17 protein-coding genes and 2 tRNA genes are annotated in these 15,875 nt (G+C 53.0%); 11 read left to right on the top strand and 8 right to left on the bottom strand.

Translation table 11 applies throughout. The features are described from left to right. The first annotated feature begins 106 nt into the window (after positions 1-106). Positions 107-304 carry a hypothetical protein gene (locus tag GSVR_RS19530; protein ID WP_173195474.1) on the top strand — a complete coding sequence of 66 codons (198 nt, stop codon included), beginning with the start codon at positions 107-109 and terminating at the stop codon, positions 302-304. Between the two features lie 184 nt (positions 305-488). Here the strand turns inward: GSVR_RS19530 and GSVR_RS19525 are convergent. The 3 genes from GSVR_RS19525 to GSVR_RS19515 all read right to left on the bottom strand — a co-directional run bounded on the left by GSVR_RS19525 (position 489) and on the right by GSVR_RS19515 (position 1,918). Then, positions 489-566: transfer RNA gene (locus tag GSVR_RS19525), tRNA-Glu, on the bottom strand. A gap of 163 nt (positions 567-729) precedes the next feature. Next, entirely contained in the window at positions 730-1,182 is a 453-nt protein-coding gene (locus tag GSVR_RS19520) for a tetratricopeptide repeat protein (RefSeq protein WP_173195473.1), read from the bottom strand. A 415-nt stretch (positions 1,183-1,597) separates the two neighbouring features. Then, complete coding sequence (locus GSVR_RS19515) at positions 1,598-1,918, bottom strand: helix-turn-helix domain-containing protein (protein WP_173195472.1); 321 nt, start codon at positions 1,916-1,918, stop codon at positions 1,598-1,600. Positions 1,919-2,138: 220 nt separating this feature from the next. On the opposite strand from GSVR_RS19515, the gene GSVR_RS19510 reads away from it, so the two are divergent. From GSVR_RS19510 to GSVR_RS19490, 5 genes are all read left to right on the top strand, one after another. Then, a complete protein-coding gene (locus tag GSVR_RS19510; protein ID WP_173195471.1) occupies positions 2,139-2,471 on the top strand; it encodes a YkvA family protein in 333 nt (110 codons plus the stop codon). 45 nt (positions 2,472-2,516) lie between these two features. Continuing rightward, positions 2,517-2,945, top strand: coding sequence for a hypothetical protein (locus tag GSVR_RS19505; protein WP_173195470.1), 429 nt, complete (start codon positions 2,517-2,519; stop codon positions 2,943-2,945). 799 nt (positions 2,946-3,744) lie between these two features. After that, positions 3,745-4,614: a hypothetical protein gene (locus tag GSVR_RS19500; RefSeq protein ID WP_173195469.1), complete on the top strand. Its 870-nt coding sequence runs from the start codon at positions 3,745-3,747 to the stop codon at positions 4,612-4,614. A gap of 256 nt (positions 4,615-4,870) precedes the next feature. Beyond that, a complete protein-coding gene (locus tag GSVR_RS19495) occupies positions 4,871-6,703 on the top strand; it encodes a DUF927 domain-containing protein (protein ID WP_173195468.1) in 1,833 nt (610 codons plus the stop codon). A 104-nt stretch (positions 6,704-6,807) separates the two neighbouring features. Beyond that, positions 6,808-7,245, top strand: a complete 438-nt coding sequence (locus GSVR_RS19490; RefSeq protein ID WP_173195467.1) for a hypothetical protein — start codon at positions 6,808-6,810, stop codon at positions 7,243-7,245. A 278-nt stretch (positions 7,246-7,523) separates the two neighbouring features. On the opposite strand, the gene GSVR_RS19485 is transcribed toward GSVR_RS19490, so the two are convergent. Next, entirely contained in the window at positions 7,524-8,651 is a 1,128-nt protein-coding gene (locus GSVR_RS19485; RefSeq protein ID WP_173195466.1) for an ImmA/IrrE family metallo-endopeptidase, read from the bottom strand. Further along, the gene (locus GSVR_RS19480; RefSeq protein ID WP_173195465.1) at positions 8,651-9,256 is read right to left on the bottom strand and encodes a hypothetical protein; all 606 of its coding nucleotides are present in this window, start codon (positions 9,254-9,256) and stop codon (positions 8,651-8,653) included. The genes GSVR_RS19485 and GSVR_RS19480 overlap by 1 nt, the downstream gene beginning before the upstream one ends. Before the next feature lie 305 nt (positions 9,257-9,561). On the opposite strand from GSVR_RS19480, the gene GSVR_RS19475 reads away from it, so the two are divergent. From GSVR_RS19475 to GSVR_RS19460, 4 genes are all read left to right on the top strand, one after another. Beyond that, a complete protein-coding gene (locus GSVR_RS19475; RefSeq protein ID WP_173195464.1) occupies positions 9,562-9,933 on the top strand; it encodes a hypothetical protein in 372 nt (123 codons plus the stop codon). A 41-nt stretch (positions 9,934-9,974) separates the two neighbouring features. Beyond that, positions 9,975-10,226 (top strand): hypothetical protein, encoded by a 252-nt coding sequence (locus GSVR_RS19470; RefSeq protein WP_173195463.1) that lies wholly within the window; start codon positions 9,975-9,977, stop codon positions 10,224-10,226. A 473-nt stretch (positions 10,227-10,699) separates the two neighbouring features. After that, a complete protein-coding gene (locus tag GSVR_RS19465; RefSeq protein WP_173195462.1) occupies positions 10,700-11,074 on the top strand; it encodes a hypothetical protein in 375 nt (124 codons plus the stop codon). Between the two features lie 96 nt (positions 11,075-11,170). After that, a complete protein-coding gene (locus GSVR_RS19460; RefSeq protein ID WP_173195461.1) occupies positions 11,171-12,376 on the top strand; it encodes a site-specific integrase in 1,206 nt (401 codons plus the stop codon). Positions 12,377-12,510: 134 nt separating this feature from the next. Here GSVR_RS19460 and GSVR_RS19455 read toward each other — a convergent pair. After that, positions 12,511-12,586 (bottom strand) — tRNA-Lys (locus tag GSVR_RS19455). Positions 12,587-12,848: 262 nt separating this feature from the next. Between GSVR_RS19455 and GSVR_RS19450 the strand changes: the two genes are divergently transcribed. Next, the gene (locus tag GSVR_RS19450; protein ID WP_173195460.1) at positions 12,849-13,982 is read left to right on the top strand and encodes a DUF362 domain-containing protein; all 1,134 of its coding nucleotides are present in this window, start codon (positions 12,849-12,851) and stop codon (positions 13,980-13,982) included. On the opposite strand, the gene GSVR_RS19445 is transcribed toward GSVR_RS19450, so the two are convergent. Beyond that, entirely contained in the window at positions 13,979-14,416 is a 438-nt protein-coding gene (locus GSVR_RS19445) for a TraR/DksA family transcriptional regulator (protein ID WP_173195459.1), read from the bottom strand. The genes GSVR_RS19450 and GSVR_RS19445 overlap by 4 nt on opposite strands. Before the next feature lie 117 nt (positions 14,417-14,533). Beyond that, positions 14,534-15,850 (bottom strand): 30S ribosomal protein S12 methylthiotransferase RimO, encoded by a 1,317-nt coding sequence (gene rimO / locus GSVR_RS19440; RefSeq protein WP_173195912.1) that lies wholly within the window; start codon positions 15,848-15,850, stop codon positions 14,534-14,536. Positions 15,851-15,875: the final 25 nt, after the last annotated feature.

Raw genomic sequence — 15,875 nt, 5'->3', positions numbered from 1 at the left:
TTTTTAGATAGTCCACGCGAAAGCCATTTGCGAATCAGCGTAAAGGCCCACACAACAGCAAATATTCCCGGACAAGTGCGAGAGAGAAAAGATCCATGATCAGCTCATGCAGTCATTGAAACAATTGACGATCAACAACGAGGTCGTTGAATGGATCGTGGAGGTTTTGAGCCAGGCAACAGCAGAAGAGAGGAAGCAGCGTCAATGCCTTGGTCCAACAGAAGCAGCGCCTGGAGGTCTGGTAGGAGCGGATGACAAGCTCGATGGGGCCATCAGTGAGGATGAGCAATACGCTCCGTTCTGAGCTGACGGACCTGGAGGTCAGGATGGAACATCTGAGAGGGTAAAGCAGAGGGATATCTCGACACCGCAAAAAGCTGTACTCGAACCCATTCTGGGGGGGCTGGCCTCTTGATGTCATTGCAGAATCAAATGTCGGATATCAAAAAAAAGGCCGCTTCTCGTATGAAAAGCGGCCTTCTTGAAGTTGGCGTCCCCTACCGGATTTGAACCGGTGTCGCCGCCGTGAAAGGGCGGTGTCCTGGGCCGGGCTAGACGAAGGGGACGTTTCTTTGATTATCGCACCTGTTCCGCTAAAGCGGTCCGGGCCCAATCAGGCACGACAGACCTCAACTTATACCGGAAGCTGGCGGCGGAGTCAACACTTTTTTTTGGAGGTGTTGTTTTTTTCGAGAGGGCAGAGAGGGAGGCTTCTGCCGCCCCTGTGCACTATCGTATTCCAAGGCGTGCCAGCAGTATTCCCAGGTGCTTGTTTAGCGGGTTGTCGCGCGGCAGGAAGGAAATCACCGGCCGCTTCCTGGTGCCGATGGCCTTGAGTGCCGCCTCTATCTCGGGGTTGCCTCCCACGGCCATTCCCTGCCTGAAAACTTGAAGGGCCTCGTTTTTTTGTCCTGCCAGCAGGTGGATCTTGCCAAGATAAAGGTGGTGTACCGCATCTTCCGGTTCATGTTCCAGTGCTGCATTGCACAGTTCAATCCCCCGGGTCACATGGCCGCGTTCCTTGGCGATGCAGAAGCCGAGGCGGGAATACCAATGGGGATCGTCGCGAACCGCCAGTGCGCGTTCCAGGCAGGCCAATGCCGTCAGGACGTTTCTGTCATCGAGCTCCTTCAGGGCTCGGACAAAATCCCTTTCGGCCATCACGCCCGTATGTGGGTCCATCTGCACCTCCTGTCCAGCTTCGTCCGCCCGGGCTGGGTGCGGGCAAAGCTGATAACAAAAAAGGATCTGACAGTGACTGTCAGATCCTTGAATGCTTGGTGAGCCGCGTTGGGGTCGAACCAACGACCACCTGATTAAAAGTTCCAGGAACAAAAGCCATCGCTATTCCTGCCTGCTGTACAAAACACTAGTAATCTTTGGTAGTTGCCAGTTTCTGCTTGAGTCAGTTTTTCGATACAATAACGTCAAAAACGTTAAATAGCAAGGAGTTTCACGCCCTCCCGCCGTTGCAGCTTGCACGAGTGGAAATCCTCTGTAAAATCATCAAATTACCTTTTGTCTCCGCTTTCCAGCCACCGCACTTGGCCCGCCGATGGACCGACGTTCGGGCTTGACCTCGTTTTTGACCAGTGCGTTACCTTGCCATCAGTCGTGCAATTCTGTAGAGCAGCTTGCGGCTAGGCTCGTCAATTTCATCCAAGCTCTTCCCCAGTTCTACCGGTGCAACCCTTTCCGGATCAAGGTGCATGTAGTCGAACAAATCCTTCAACTCCACTTCCAACGTATTGGCGATGTTTTCGATGGTTTCCAATGATGGAGAGCTGCGGCCCACTTCTATCAAGCTGATATACCTTGTCGCTAAGTCAACTTTCTCCGCAAGCTGTTCCTGCGTAAGCCCTCTTCGCTTGCGCAGTTCCTTGATTCGTGCGCCAAGGAGTTCCCGAGTCGTTTTCATGACGCCTCCCTAAAGGCTTCATAATCAGCTTCTTTGAGAGGGATTAGAACGAAACGCGGTTTCTATTATATTGACAAAATCACACAATTAGATAGATTGGCCCGACAATAAGATTGATTTATAGCTTAAAGTCACATTGTGAGATTGTTTTTGGGATCAAGTTTTTGATGTTTGTCAGTTGTAATTGCTGACATTCAAATTAATCGAGGAGGTTTGGCCGATGGGAGCTGATTATTCTGTAAGTTATGACGAGGGTAGTTTCTGGGAGAAGATTGGGAACTTTGCCAAGAAGGCGGGCAAGGAACTCATCGAGAAGGCCTTGATTCTGTTCTACACGTTGCAAGACCCTGAGACACCATTATGGGCTAAAACAGTCATCGTCGGGGCTCTCGGGTACTTTGTATCTCCTGTCGATGCAATTCCTGATGTTGTACCGATTGTCGGATTCACTGATGATCTTACTGTATTGGCTGGGGCCATAGCTACAGTAGGAGCTTGCATTACTTCCGAGCATAAACGTAAAGCTCAGAACAAGATTTCTGAGTGGTTCTAATCTTATTACTCATTAGTTGCTCACAATACCCGAAGGAGGAAGAAAATGAGACATACAATCATCACCATTGCACTATTGACGATCGCAACAGCAGCAAATGCAGGTGGGATATCTTTCAACAAGAGCCAACTCATCCCGGCAGGTGGTAACGACAAGGTAACACTGTACGTCGTCAAGGAGTCGAAGACAACCAACGCAGACGGCAGCATCGGATTTGACGCTCTCATCCAGTACAGCGAGGCGGGGAGCAAGGCCGCGTTCGGTCACATGAAGAAGGCAGACCGTCCCGTGCTGTCACACACGACCGCCCACGTCAAGTGCAATTCCAGCAAAATGAAAACTGTCTGGGCAAAGCACGTTGCAGCCAAGAAAGACATCAGCGAAGGCAAACTCAAAGAGAACTACGTCAGTTACAAACCCGGCAGCATTGAGAGTTCACTTGCAGAAGTCGCTTGCAGTCCTGACTTCGAGTAACCGACAGAGGGGGTCTTCCGAGACTCCCTCGTTTCTTATTATTAGGACTTCATGTTGTCAAAGAAGCGAGACCACCAGCACAAACGTCAGCATCTCCTCTCTGTGTTTCCTTTCCATCTCCGATCTCACCTTTACGGCGTGTGCCTACCACACTGTTCCTCGGGACACCAGAAACGACATTGTCAATATTAGGCGAATGAATTGTCTTACTGTCTCCCCGGAATATCCCCGCAGAGAGATTCCGATTGTAAGCGGGGCTGTCGGGAAAACGGGGTAAGCTCACCCCTGCCAACCCCGTTTTCGACCCCAGTGACAGAGGGACATGGCAGCGGGAATGCGCCGGGAACGGCTTTCTCGCGACCAAGGGCTATGCGTCACGGAGGCGTTCGTCTCGCAGAAACGGGAATAGACGCTCTCTCCCACTGGGAACCGGGGCATCCAGGATGAAAGAGATGGCGAGGACACCCGCACCCGACACCGTATCCCACTACAAACTTTCGGGAACGTGACCGGGAACGCGTGTTTGCTTGCTACAGCTGGTCCGGCCACGAACACCACCAACACCAGTCTGCAATCAGGTCATGAACAAGATTGCTGCGTACTCATGGGGGTGATTTTTTTAGCCCCGAGCACTGGGCACTGCGCGGGCACAAATCGGGGAACGCCCCGAGATTTATGCTTATGCTATTGTTTTTATTGCACTTTTTGTATTGACGGGCGGTGTTGCTACTGTTACTGTTCTGACACTGATGACCTTGGCCAAGGCTACAGCAATGAAACAGAACTGAAAGGAGCTGCAATGATACCGTCCTCACTGAAATTCCACTGGATGGCCCCTGAGCCTACTGCAAGCGCTCTGGCTAAAAAAATAATCTCCATCAACAAGCATGCCTGGGATCTGCTGGCACGACTGAATGAAGACCAGGTCTTTGACTTGATCATCATGATCGAAGAAAGGATCGATTTTTTTTCCTCGTTGGTCAATATCAAGCCTGAATACGGCAAGGATTCATCTCTGGATATTTTCAAAGGAATCTACAATTCGATGAGATTGTTCTCCGACGAATCGAGCTTCGAGAGTTACATCGTTCCAGAAGACCTTGACGTCTTGCAGGTCTTCGCTGCATTTGCTGCGTCGAAGGCCTCCTATGCCTTTGAATTCCTGGCCGGACGGAATATTACAACAGCACACCTGGAAAAATTCGGCTCAGTGGAGGTCGCTGCGACCGCACTGGCTTCCGACGCGACAATCGAGGCAGCTGAATCGCTGGTTGTCGGCTATGCTGAGTTCAAGCGTACACATGAATTCTTCACTGCTGAAGAGCACGAAGAACGGAGAAGGGAAAATCTCCAGGTTCGAGCGACAAAGGGTGGGGCTGGTAACAGCTCAAAATACCAACCGCTACGCGAGAAAGCTTTTCAACTTTACGACAGGCTTGTAAGCAGGAGTGAAGTGCAGGTAGGATACTTTACTGCCGCAGGATTGATTCATTCTGAGCTCTTCAACTTTGGCGTTGAGATTGGCCTAATCAAGAAAGCAGAAAAGACTGAAGAAGACCGCATGAAATCGGACACACTGACGCAAGAAACTATCTATCGCTGGCTGAGGAAACGGGACTTGCAGAACTTTTTGGGTCGAGTAAATGGACCAGAGGCTGAGTTGCTCTAAAATCAGAGTACAGGTAGCAGACTACACCGTAAAGGTGGGATGAGAGGGGTACCGAGAAATTGGTACCCCTCTTCTGTTTCTGACGCTTCTTAAAAAATCAAGCTGGCGACAATCCCTCTCTCTCCCGCTGTGAAAGAGTGACCGTACACGACAAGCCCGCCTATGTGACTGAATGATAAGAAAGGAGGTGACGCATAGATGGAGTCATCAGCCACCGGCAGCAAGTCTCAATCAGAATCACTAAAGGAGCGATGAAATGACGATCTTAGAAGATGATTACACGATGCCGGAGGATTTCGGCTTTGATGGCGAATGCCTTATCGGCCCAGACAAGGAGGGAGGGACTGCCAAGGTGACAACAACACCAATCATTGTCACAGCCTTTTCCCGCACAGCTGACAACTCAAGCTGGAACCTTGTAGTGAAGTTCGAAGACCGCGACGGGCGGACGCACAAGATCAACATCCCGAGCTCTGAGTTGCTGGGCGGCGGCTTGACCGCAGTCAGGCAACTGGTTGACAACGGCCTGGGCCTGTGCCCAGGAATGGAGAAATCGCTAGTCAAGTATCTGCAATGTTGCCATCCGGTAACAAGGCTGTTGCGCGTTGTAAACAGTGGCTGGGTTGACAGCATGCACGTGTTTGTTCTGCCCAGTCAGGTTTTCGGGAAGACACTCGGCGAAACTATCGCTTATGAACCCGAGCAGAACAGCAAAACCGTGCGGAGCATCACCCGCCAGGGGGCACTTGAAGAATGGCAGGAGAATATCGCTGCACACACCAAGGGCAACAGTATTCTTCTCAACTGCATTCTGCTGGCATTGACCGGGCCTCTGCTCAAGATCCTTGGCCTTGATGGCGGTGGTTTCCACATCTATGGTCATTCTTCACGCGGAAAGACTACGGCTCTTCAGGTTGCAGCTTCAGTGTGGGGTTGCGGAAGTGACCCGGCGATTGATTCTGTCAACTCCTTCGCTCAACGTTGGAACTCTACAGCAAACGCTCTGGAGGCAATCGCTGCCGTGCATTCCGATCTGCTGACCGCACTCGATGAGTTGGGGACATACAATGGCACAGATTTGGGTGTTGATGTCTACACCGTTGCCGGTGGTCAAGGAAAGTCAACGCTGACGTCCAACAGGAAGATCCGTCAAGTTCGAACTTGGCGGGGTAACATTTTGTCGAATGGCGAAAAGTCGATGCGGCAGGCCATCGAGGAGGGTGGTCGCACTGTCAAAGCCGGACAGATGCTAAGAATCATCGACATCCGTATAGATGACATCTTCCCTTCCCCACCCGAAGGCATGACGACAGCAGAGTTTGCCAATCATCTGAAACATATGTGCTCGACGTACTACGGCACTGCTGGCCCAGCATTTATGGAGGGCCTTGTTGCAGCCTTAGCAGACTACCCTGAGGAAAACATCGAATCACTCCGTGCCGATCTGGAGAAGTACGCAAAGGAACTTACTCCGGAAAACGCCAGGCCAGAGCAAGCCAGGGCGTTCAGGCGCTTCGCCGCACTACGTATTGCAGGTGAACTGGCCATTGAGTTTGGCGTCCTGTCATTTGAAGTGGATGACATTAAAGATGCCGTTATCCACTTCCGCGACCTCTGGCTGCGCGAAAACCAAAGTATCGGTGACGCCGACCGGGCACTTCTTAAACTGCAAAGCTTCCTGATCCGTAATCACTCGTCTTTCCCTTCTATCCGAGACACTGACGCCAGAATCAGCAACGCACGGGCCTTCAGAAACCCGCAAAACAACTGGTTTCTATTCACTGACGATCAACTGATGGCTGCAACCGGCGGCAGCAACATCAAGGATGTTGTCAAAGAGCTGCGGAGCAAAAGGCTGCTCATCGTTCATGAGGCTGGCCGTTTGAAGATCAAGCAGAAGCTGGCATCGGCTGGCGATCAATGGGTCAGATTTTATGGCGTCAATGGCAACATCCTTAACGCTGACCTTGACGGTGAGGAAACAGAAGCAACCAGATCGTCTCAGGAAACTGGGGATGCGAGCTCAATTCCACCTTCTTCTGAGGAAACTGAAGCTGACTCTACCGAAGACGATTTTTTCAATGAGTAAGCTTCTGCGTCGGGGGCTCCCTTGGACAAACTCGCAGTCCCAATTCCGTTTTTATTGAACTGGGCTAACTTAAACCAACATCAAAAGAAAACAAGGAGTCATCAATGAAAAACAAAAAGGGCATGATAAGCGTCAAAGACACGAAGGTATTCACTTCGCGCATCATGATGCGGCATATACAAGAGGAGTATACCGCAAGGAAAAACGGGGAAGTTTTCGACAGCTCCGCTAAAGGTTTGCAAAAGCGGAGGGCTATACTGGCAGGCTTCCTGAAAAATTACAATAAGCATTATTGCCAAGGGATAAGGGATGCCTTGAAGCAATCATACTTATCAGTTCAAACTGAAATGTGGCTTCAGATTATCGATGAGGCTTACCAAAATGAATATCTCAGCGCTGAAGGGAATAGGCGTGTGATAGTTCCAATGAAGAAAGAAGGAATGTCAGATTACGAATACGAAGTTTATGCGTTTGGCTTTGGTGTTGCGCTGCATCAATACAACAACTGCGTCGAACTCATTCTTGATAAAATTGAAATCTGACAGAGTAAGTAGGAAAGATGTATCCGGGCCGAGCTATCCTGATCCGGTGTCGGGTTCCCTGGGGCTGGCGGATGCCAGCTCTAGGGGCTCAATCAATCAGAAGTCGGGGCGGAATGCCCCGACGACCTCGAATTGGAGAAGATAATGTCTGAAGCATACGAAAAAGATTAGACCGGTGTACCCCACTGTACACCAGATGCAAAACAACGGGCAGGAGCTGAACGGCTCTTGCCCGTTGTTTTTTATCATGTTGTTGGACAATCGTTTTGGGAAATCTCTTAGTGAGCAGTTGACGCGTTACGTGCTGCACGTCGAGCAGCAAGAGATATTACGTTCTGTTGCTGAGTTGGCTCATCGCAGCACTCAATGCCAAACACCGATAGCACTTCTTTACTGATGTACAGCTGTTTTGCCATGTTGGCACATGATATTCCTTGAGTATCCTTGAGAGCTTGAATCGCTAACGGAATGATCTCGGGAAATTCCGGCTTGGGTTCGCAGGGCTCTCCTCGTTTCCAGCCTTTTCTACTTATGTAGACATTTGCATTCCTGTATTGAACGGCAGTTATCATACCCAAGTCGTAGGCACGACGCACGATCGCTTGAACGCTGACGCCCCATCGTTCCTTGAGCTTGAACATTGCCCGCCAGTCGATCTGGCTTGTTCTTGGAAATTCCCGGTAGAATGCGCCTCGTGGGAGCAAGAATGCACTGGCAAATCGATGTGCTTGCGTTTCGGTCTCAGGATCGCCAGTTTCGATGCCTTCATGCATAACAAAGTGGCCGCACTCGTGAGCCAGATCGAATCTGGCTCGTGAGGTACTGTCTTTGTCCATGTTTCTTACAATTACGGGCCGACCGCGCACAAGAGAGAATGCATCTACTTTCTCTGACACTCCTTCGAAAGTTGTCACCACGACTCCTGCTCGTTCGAGCGTGCGAGTTAGATTAGTTATAGGTGCATCAAGGTATAATCCCCATTTTTCGCGGCATGCTTCAGCAGCCTTCTCGATATCATCGGCAGTATCTACTGATATTGACGGAATATTTACTTCAGGAAGAGTTAGGACCGTATCCAGATAGCTGACAATCATATTGAACATCGTCCCATAGGAAAGCACACGATGTCGAACATTCTGTGGCGTCGTTTGCAGCTTACGGAAGTGCCCCTGATCTTCTTTGACCTCATCGACAAGGGGCAGAAAGAAGAACTCCCTATCTACATGTAAAACCTCTGCCAAAGCGGCCAGAAGGTCGGAACTCGGTGCCTGATCCGCCGTGACCTCAAGACGTTGTATGTACTGACGTGTTGCGGAGACTTTATCTCCTAGATCGGCAAGAGTAAATCCGCTGAACAATCTTGCCAGGCGTAAGCGTGCGCCCTGAAAGGGCATGTCTGGTTTCATTATTCATTCCCTGCATTTGTTTCTGTTGTGTCTACACGGCGAGGAACAATGACAGGCGGCTCAAGATCGACGCCTTCGCGTTGCCTCTGATGGATTGGAGTAATAATGGACACGTTTCCAGACATTGGGATCGTCCACGTGCTCTTGATATCACCACTTTCGGATACCTGAACCATGACTATGCGCATGACCTCACCGTCAATGTCTGTTTCAATGGCCATCCGCCATAACCATTCTTTGCCCTCATGAAAAAACGCGAAAGCGGTTTGCTGTGCTTCTATCTCTGGATACCTGCGGCTAAGATGACGAGGATTAGGGGATTCTGCTTCGCCCTTGTAGAACCTTATGGGAACTCCGCCTATGGAAAAAACGAAATGCAGACTGGGATCTATTACATCAAGCCACGGATGATAATCAGAGGCCTCTTTGATTGCGTGGCACGTTCTTTCGTGCGCGCGGCAGCCTAACCCCCAATTTGTGTCGCCCTTTGAAGGTTCATGCATAAGAACTGCTTCGTGACGAACTTGCGCAATCATGTTGGCAAGGATGACCAGGCGGTCCTCTTGCAGTTCATTGTGAGTTTCCCAGGGCTTACAGTCGTGCATATTCCCCTCCTTGGAGATCAGGGTGTTCTTGAGAGGGAAAGTAACAATTTTAATCGATGTTTGTCAACTAAAAAATAGTTTGTCGCCTTACATGTGATTTGTCCTCAATGATACAACTGGTTCCCGCCCACCCCTATTCCGGTTTGGTACAGGTGAAAAAAAACCATGTCCGCCTGACCCCACATCCCACCCCGCCCCACCAAAAAGGCAACTGGGGCTCACGAGTACCAAAAAACCGAATCTGCTCACCATCTCAAGCAGACATTCTTCCTCAGTAGCTACTACCACTCGCCAAAGGAGGAACCATGCTTACTTTCCGCTCTCTCACCGAAGTTGAGCAGGCTCAGCTCACCCCGAAACACCGCCGTGCCGTCACCCGTGCCATGCGCAGTCTTCTCGATGCGTACGGCAACAACTACAACCCCGACGACTGTGGTTTTGTAGTCCTTCTGAACCAGCACACTACCGATGCCGACGCCCTGAAGCTGATGGGGCGGCCATGGGCGGAAGCCCGCTTGGAGGGTGTGTCATTCGACAGGGAAACCAACTGCTTTTTCACAGTCTGGCTGGCCAACAACCAATATGGCCTGACTTTCCTCGTGCCGAATGAGGTATGGCTTGACCCTGCCTTTCGCGCTTTGCTCCTTGACGAGTTAGGGAGGCGCGATGCCTCGTGACCGGTATGCCAAGTTTCATAACCATTATTCGGAGGACTTTCATGGCACCTGACGAAATTGTTACTACGTTATCCCGCAAGCTCCTCGATCCTACCGAAGTCGTCTACGCCGTTACCATGCGTGACCTCCTGGCAGCAATCGCCCGCAGGCTACGGGAGGAGTCCCTGCAACTGACCACTGACGACCTGCTCCTGGCTCGCGATGAATTGCGCGCCACCTTCGGCCACTACCTAGACGAGCGTGAGTTGTTCGATCTCGCTCTCGACCAATGGGATCTAATCCGAAGCCTCTAGCACCTGCACCAACTCCGCGATTTGCCCACTCCAGCATTCCGGTTTGTCAGCAAGGCACCATCCACAATTCTGACACTGCTTACGACGACAAGCTGACGACAATCGACCTCTGAATATCTGTGAAATAGTACCCCTACGCTGTGAGTAAGTCCTGCCCGTCATTGCTGTGCAGGCCGCTTGTAGCTGGAGTCACATATCACAGCACAGGGGGAGTGGTCGTTGAAAAATGGACCGGCAAGACAATTTTTACTCGTCGGCAATAAAGTGGTTTTGGGCTCGTTTTTGAGTTCAAAACTCGCAAGAGGACCGCCAACGGACCGTAGTTTCTGCATTCTACGATCAAGTCCTTATGGGACCTGGCACAAATCAGTTTGACCACATTTCTACACGACCGGTGTCCGGAAAATTGGGCTTACGGGTGTAGGCAGCCATCCACATTCCGCCATCGCGGCGTACAAAAAAGGAGACACAAAATGCAGAATAACGAGGAAGTAGTAACAAACGAGAATCTGGTTGGCAACCTAGCAAGTAGCGAATCAGAGGTAGAGCATCCCCGATACCGTATGGCTAAAGTTGTTGGTATATGCCCCGAGTGCGGTGATTCGGTATTCGAGCTGATTCAATCTGTATCATGTTTTGAGGCTCTCAAAGGAAACTGCAGTTTTATCCTTGATCGGAGCCAGTTTGAACGCCATGGCATGCCCGAAGACGGCATTCTTGATCTGTTAGAGGACGGAGTGTTTGAGTACGATCTGTGCTCAACAGGTATGCCAGTGTTCTACCGTGCACAGTTAGTCCGTCTGGAGGACCGTGGCTGGTATGTAGAATTTATTGGCACGATATACTGAGAACCAGCGGTGTGGGGAACCCCACCGTTAAATGTGCACGTCCGGGCGGAGGGGAACCTCCGCCCATTTTTGTCCCAACGAAGGAGGAAACATAGGATGCAGCACGAGGAGAAAGACCTCATAGTCAGGCAGTTCAGATTTTCGCATAGACAGATTGATGCGCTCCCGCCACTTGATCAGGGAGCGGCTTCTACTACTATGGAATACAGCGATACAGAGGTTGTTGGGCTCAAGTTGGCGGTCGGCAAGTCGGGCCGCAAGTACTTTTACCATCGTTATCGCTTTCGCGGCGTCAAGCGGATGATGAAGCTTGGTGAATATCCAAGTCTCAGTGTGGCAGATGCTCGGCAGATGGTTCACGAAAACAAGCGCCAACTTGCCCATGACCAGAATCCGGCTGACGAGCGCAAGCGAGTGCGTAGCGTCCCCACATTGGGCGAATTCGCCAAGGAGCACTACTTACCCTATGCCCAGCAGCACAAGCGCTCTTGGCAGGACGACGAGTCAAAGCTGAGGCGCGAGATCGGTGCGGCGATGGGAAAGATTCCTCTTCCCGAGATTACAACCCGTGACGTGATGCAGCTGCACGCGGCGATCAACAAAAAGCTTTCGGCGTCAACGGCCAATCGGTACTTGGCTCTCCTGTCCCGGCTTTTCTCTCTGGCGATTCAGTGGGGGTATTTGGAGCGAAACCCTGTCAAGGGTGTCAAAAAGTACAAAGAAGCCGACCCTCGCCACCGATACCTCACCGGAGAAGAGTTAACCCGCTTCTTGGAAGCTCTTGATGTTGAGGCAGGCAAGACTACAGCGAATGCCCTGAAGCTCCTTCTGCTTACAGGGGTACGCAAGATGGAGTTGTTCAGCCTTCCCTGGTCGGAAGTGGATCTCGATCAGGGGAGTATCCGATTGCTGTACACAAAGAACGGGCGCTCACGCATGGTATCGCTCAATAGCGTTGCACACGAATTGCTGAAAAAGATCCACGCAGAAGCTGTGCCCGGTTGTCCGTGGGTTTTTCCTGCTCGTGTAGGAAACGGTCATCTCGTTGATGTGCGCAAGCCTCTGGCGCGGGCGATGGCAAGGGCAGAACTCAACGACCTCAGACCGCATGACCTCCGCCGGTCGTTTGCGTCACTTGCTGTTAACGCTGGAGTTGATATCTACCAAGTCAAAGACCTGTTGGGACATTCGAGTGTGGCAGTGACGCAACGCGCTTACGCCCACCTACAGCAAGATACATTGAGGACTGCAAGTGAAGTGGTTGGTAAAACAGTGGAAGATGCCTGGAAAAAGGCTGCTTGAACTGGGAACCGTGGCAATCGGCCAGCAAACGGGTCAAGGCGGACCGAATAATTCAGTGGACCGCCGTTGGCCCGCCGTGGTAAAGAAGACAACAAAAAGGGCGTTACGATCTGCTCGTAACGCCCTGTAATGTTTGGTGAGCCGCGTTGGGGTCGAACCAACGACCACCTGATTAAAAGTCAGGTGCTCTACCGACTGAGCTAGCGGCTCGAAGAAGAAATACTTTATACAACCGAGTGAACGAAGAGTCAACATTTTTTTGGGAGGCCTCTGTTTTTTTTGAATCCCATCGAGCAACGTCATGCAAAAAGACACTGACCGGCCTCCTCGTGCACCACCGTCCGGCCCTTCGGCAGGGAGCGATGTTGAACTCCGGGCATGAATGGAGTATGTATCGTTTTATACTATTCTATCTCAGCATTGTCGAGTCACAACCCGTTGGGGCCCGGTGTGTGCAGGCAGGAAGGACGGCATGAAGGACAGGATCAGCCTGGCGTATTGTGATACCTACGACAGCGGACGTTTGCGGGGCGTGGTGACGGCTCTGCTGGAGCCGCTGGGTGGGATGAAGTCTTTTGCGGGGCCGGGCAAGCGGGTGCTGCTCAAGCCGAACATGCTGGCGGCCAAGGCGCCGGAAGCGGCGGTAACGACGCACCCGGCCCTGGTGAAGGTCGTGGCGGACTTGGTAAGGGAATCTGGCGCAGAGGTGTTGATCGGCGACAGTCCCGGTATCGGCGGGCTTGATCGGGTCGCCGAGCGCACCGGTATTGCCCGGGCCGCCAGGGAGAGCGGCGCCGGCTTGGTGCATTTCGATCAGACCGTAGACGTGAAGGGGGATGGCACCTTCAGGCGGATCAGTCTGGCGCGGGCTTACTGGGAAGCGGACCTGATCATCAATCTTCCCAAGCTCAAGACCCATGAGATGATGACCATGACCTGCGCCGTCAAGAATCTGTTCGGCGCTGTGGTCGGCATGGAGAAGGCGGGCTGGCATCTCAAGGCGGGGGTATCGCGGCAGCAGTTCGCCCGGTTGCTGTTGGAGATCTACCTGTTGAAAAAGCCTGCGCTGAACATAGTGGATGGAATCATGGCCATGGAGGGGGACGGGCCGGGCAATGGCGATCCGATCGCCCTGAATGCGCTGATCGCCGGCGTGAACCCCGTGGCGGTGGACGTGGTGGCGGGGCGTTTGGCCGGTATAGCGCCGGAGCTGCTGCACGTGGAACGCGAGGCGGAGCGGATGGGGCTGCCCGGTGTCTGTCCGGAGGAGCTGGAGTTTGCGGGGGAGCCCCTCGAAACCTGGACTATCCGGCCTTTTCGCCTGCCTGCCGGCATGGACGTGCAGTTCGGTCTGCCCTCTTTCCTGAAGAAGGGGTTGCGCCGATACCTGACCGCCCGGCCGCAGGCCGATCGTGAGCGTTGCAGGTTGTGCGGCATCTGCCGGGATGTCTGTCCGCCAGGGGTTATCACCATGAAAAACAGCGCCCTGTCGATTGATACGGGGCGCTGTATTCGCTGTTGGTGCTGCCGCGAGCTGTGCCCCTACGACGCAATGCAGGTCAGGCGGGGACTGCTGCTGAAGCTGATTTCCAAGGTGAAACGCTAGGCATCTTCCTCTTCGGAGCCGAGAGGGATTTCCCGATACGTGCGGTCTTCTTCGAAGCGACGGGTCTGCGCCTGCAGTTTTTCCAGGTCCGATTTGCACTTGACGCAGTGGCGGGCAAAGGGCATCGCCTTCAGGCGGCCGAGCGGAATCTCTTCCTCGCATTCTTCGCAGATCCCGTACTCGTCCTCGTCGATGCGCAGCAGCGCCTCGTCAATGGCGTGCAGTTTCTCGCGATCACGGTCACCCAGCAAGAGTCCCAGTTCGCGGTCCCGCTCCGATGAGGCCTGGTCATAGATATCGCCGCTCGGTTCGCCGATGGCCGGGGTTTCGGTGCCGCTTTTCAGCGTTTTCTGTATTTCACGCAGGGTGTCTTCCTTCATTTGCTGCAGGATGTCCCTGATTTCTTTCCATTTTTTTTTCGGCTTGTTTGCCATGTCGACTCCAGTATAGGTTCAGTGGCCCTTCTCAGGCGGCAAGATAATACGTAAAAAATATCGCTTGTCAAGCGTAAAGGGGGGTGTCCATGTGCGGCGGAACCGCCCCATTTTTCGTTAGTCCACGATCTCTCCGATCAGGTCGTAGTCGGAGGAATCGGTGATTTTCAGGGTGACGATGTCCCCCACCTCGGCATTGCCGGCAGTGATGTAGACCTGCCCGTCGATGTCGGGGGCCTGCCGGGATGAGCGTCCCTTGAGGAGCAGTTCGGTTTCCTCGCTGTAGCCTTCCACGATGACCTGTTCTGTCCGGCCGATGAGGGCGCGGTTGCGGCGGAAGGAGAGGCGGGCCTGCGTCCGCATCAGCTTGCGGTAGCGTTCGCGCTTGATCCGTTCCGAAACCTGGTTGGGCATCAGGGCAGCAGGGGTGCCCTCTTCCCGGGAGTAACAGAAAACCCCCAGGCGATCGAACTGGGTCTGCTCGACGAATTCCATCAGGCTGTTGAAATCTTCGATCGCCTCCCCGGGAAAGCCCACGATCAGCGAGGTACGCAGGGCTATTCCCGGAATCTCCCTGCGTAGCGTGGTAATCAGGTCTCTGATCTGCTGCTCGCTGCTGCGGCGCTTCATGCGCTGCAGGACCGGATCGCTGATGTGCTGGATCGGGATGTCCAGATATTTGCAGATTTTGGGCTCATCGCGGATAAGAGCGATAAGGCCCTCGTCGATGCCGTCGGGGTAGGCGTAGAGGAGCCGTACCCACCGGATGCCGTCAATGGCAACCAGACGGCGCAGCAGGGTCTCCAGGGTGATCTCCTCCTCAAGATCGCTGCCGTAGCGGGTGATATCCTGGGAGATGATGTTCAGTTCCTTGACGCCACGGGCGGCCAGGGCCTCCGCTTCGGCCACCAGCGCTTCCAGAGGGCGGGAACGGTAGGCGCCCCGCAATTGCGGGATGATGCAGTAGGAGCAGCAGTTGGAGCAGCCTTCCCCGATCTTGAGGTAGGAGTACCAGGCCGGAGAAGAGTTCAGACGCGGCAGGGACTCGTCGTAGATGTAGTCGGGATCCCCCACATAGCGCAACTGTTCGTCGGTTGCACCCTTTTCCGCCAGAATCTCCGCTATGCGCGGATAGTCGCCGGTGCCGATGAATATGTCGACCTCCGGCAGTTCCCGGGCCAGTTCCTCTTGGTAACGCTGAGGCAGGCAGCCCGACACGATCAGGGTGTGACAGCGGCCGTCGTGTTTGCGTTCGGCCAGGTCGAGGATGGCGTCGATACTCTCCTGCTTGGCCTCCTTGATGAAGGAGCAGGTGTTGACGATGATCACGTCGGCCTCTTTTTCATCGGTGGTGATCTCGTAGTTCTGCCGGGCCATTACACCGAGCATCACCTCGGCATCGACCAGATTTTTGGGACAGCCCAGGCTGACCATGCTGACTTTCTGTTTTACCTGCTCG

The organism is Geobacter sp. SVR (assembly GCF_016865365.1).
Lineage (GTDB): Bacteria > Desulfobacterota > Desulfuromonadia > Geobacterales > Pseudopelobacteraceae > Pelotalea.
This window is presented reverse-complemented; position numbering and strand designations above follow the sequence as displayed.

Bases quoted from the DNA above. Each gene is read 5' to 3' on its own strand.
- GSVR_RS19480 (WP_173195465.1), bottom strand. From the start codon at position 9,256: ATGCACGACTGTAAGCCCTGGGAAACTCACAATGAACTGCAAGAGGAC.
- GSVR_RS19485 (WP_173195466.1), bottom strand. From the start codon at position 8,651: ATGAAACCAGACATGCCCTTTCAGGGCGCACGCTTACGCCTGGCAAGA.
- GSVR_RS19490 (WP_173195467.1), top strand. From the start codon at position 6,808: ATGAAAAACAAAAAGGGCATGATAAGCGTCAAAGACACGAAGGTATTC.
- GSVR_RS19520 (WP_173195473.1), bottom strand. From the start codon at position 1,182: ATGGACCCACATACGGGCGTGATGGCCGAAAGGGATTTTGTCCGAGCC.
- GSVR_RS19445 (WP_173195459.1), bottom strand. From the start codon at position 14,416: ATGGCAAACAAGCCGAAAAAAAAATGGAAAGAAATCAGGGACATCCTG.
- GSVR_RS19505 (WP_173195470.1), top strand. From the start codon at position 2,517: ATGAGACATACAATCATCACCATTGCACTATTGACGATCGCAACAGCA.
- rimO (WP_173195912.1), bottom strand. From the start codon at position 15,850: ATGGTCAGCCTGGGCTGTCCCAAAAATCTGGTCGATGCCGAGGTGATG.
- GSVR_RS19530 (WP_173195474.1), top strand. From the start codon at position 107: ATGCAGTCATTGAAACAATTGACGATCAACAACGAGGTCGTTGAATGG.
- GSVR_RS19500 (WP_173195469.1), top strand. From the start codon at position 3,745: ATGATACCGTCCTCACTGAAATTCCACTGGATGGCCCCTGAGCCTACT.
- GSVR_RS19465 (WP_173195462.1), top strand. From the start codon at position 10,700: ATGCAGAATAACGAGGAAGTAGTAACAAACGAGAATCTGGTTGGCAAC.
- GSVR_RS19450 (WP_173195460.1), top strand. From the start codon at position 12,849: ATGAAGGACAGGATCAGCCTGGCGTATTGTGATACCTACGACAGCGGA.
- GSVR_RS19460 (WP_173195461.1), top strand. From the start codon at position 11,171: ATGCAGCACGAGGAGAAAGACCTCATAGTCAGGCAGTTCAGATTTTCG.
- GSVR_RS19515 (WP_173195472.1), bottom strand. From the start codon at position 1,918: ATGAAAACGACTCGGGAACTCCTTGGCGCACGAATCAAGGAACTGCGC.
- GSVR_RS19495 (WP_173195468.1), top strand. From the start codon at position 4,871: ATGACGATCTTAGAAGATGATTACACGATGCCGGAGGATTTCGGCTTT.
- GSVR_RS19510 (WP_173195471.1), top strand. From the start codon at position 2,139: ATGGGAGCTGATTATTCTGTAAGTTATGACGAGGGTAGTTTCTGGGAG.
- GSVR_RS19470 (WP_173195463.1), top strand. From the start codon at position 9,975: ATGGCACCTGACGAAATTGTTACTACGTTATCCCGCAAGCTCCTCGAT.
- GSVR_RS19475 (WP_173195464.1), top strand. From the start codon at position 9,562: ATGCTTACTTTCCGCTCTCTCACCGAAGTTGAGCAGGCTCAGCTCACC.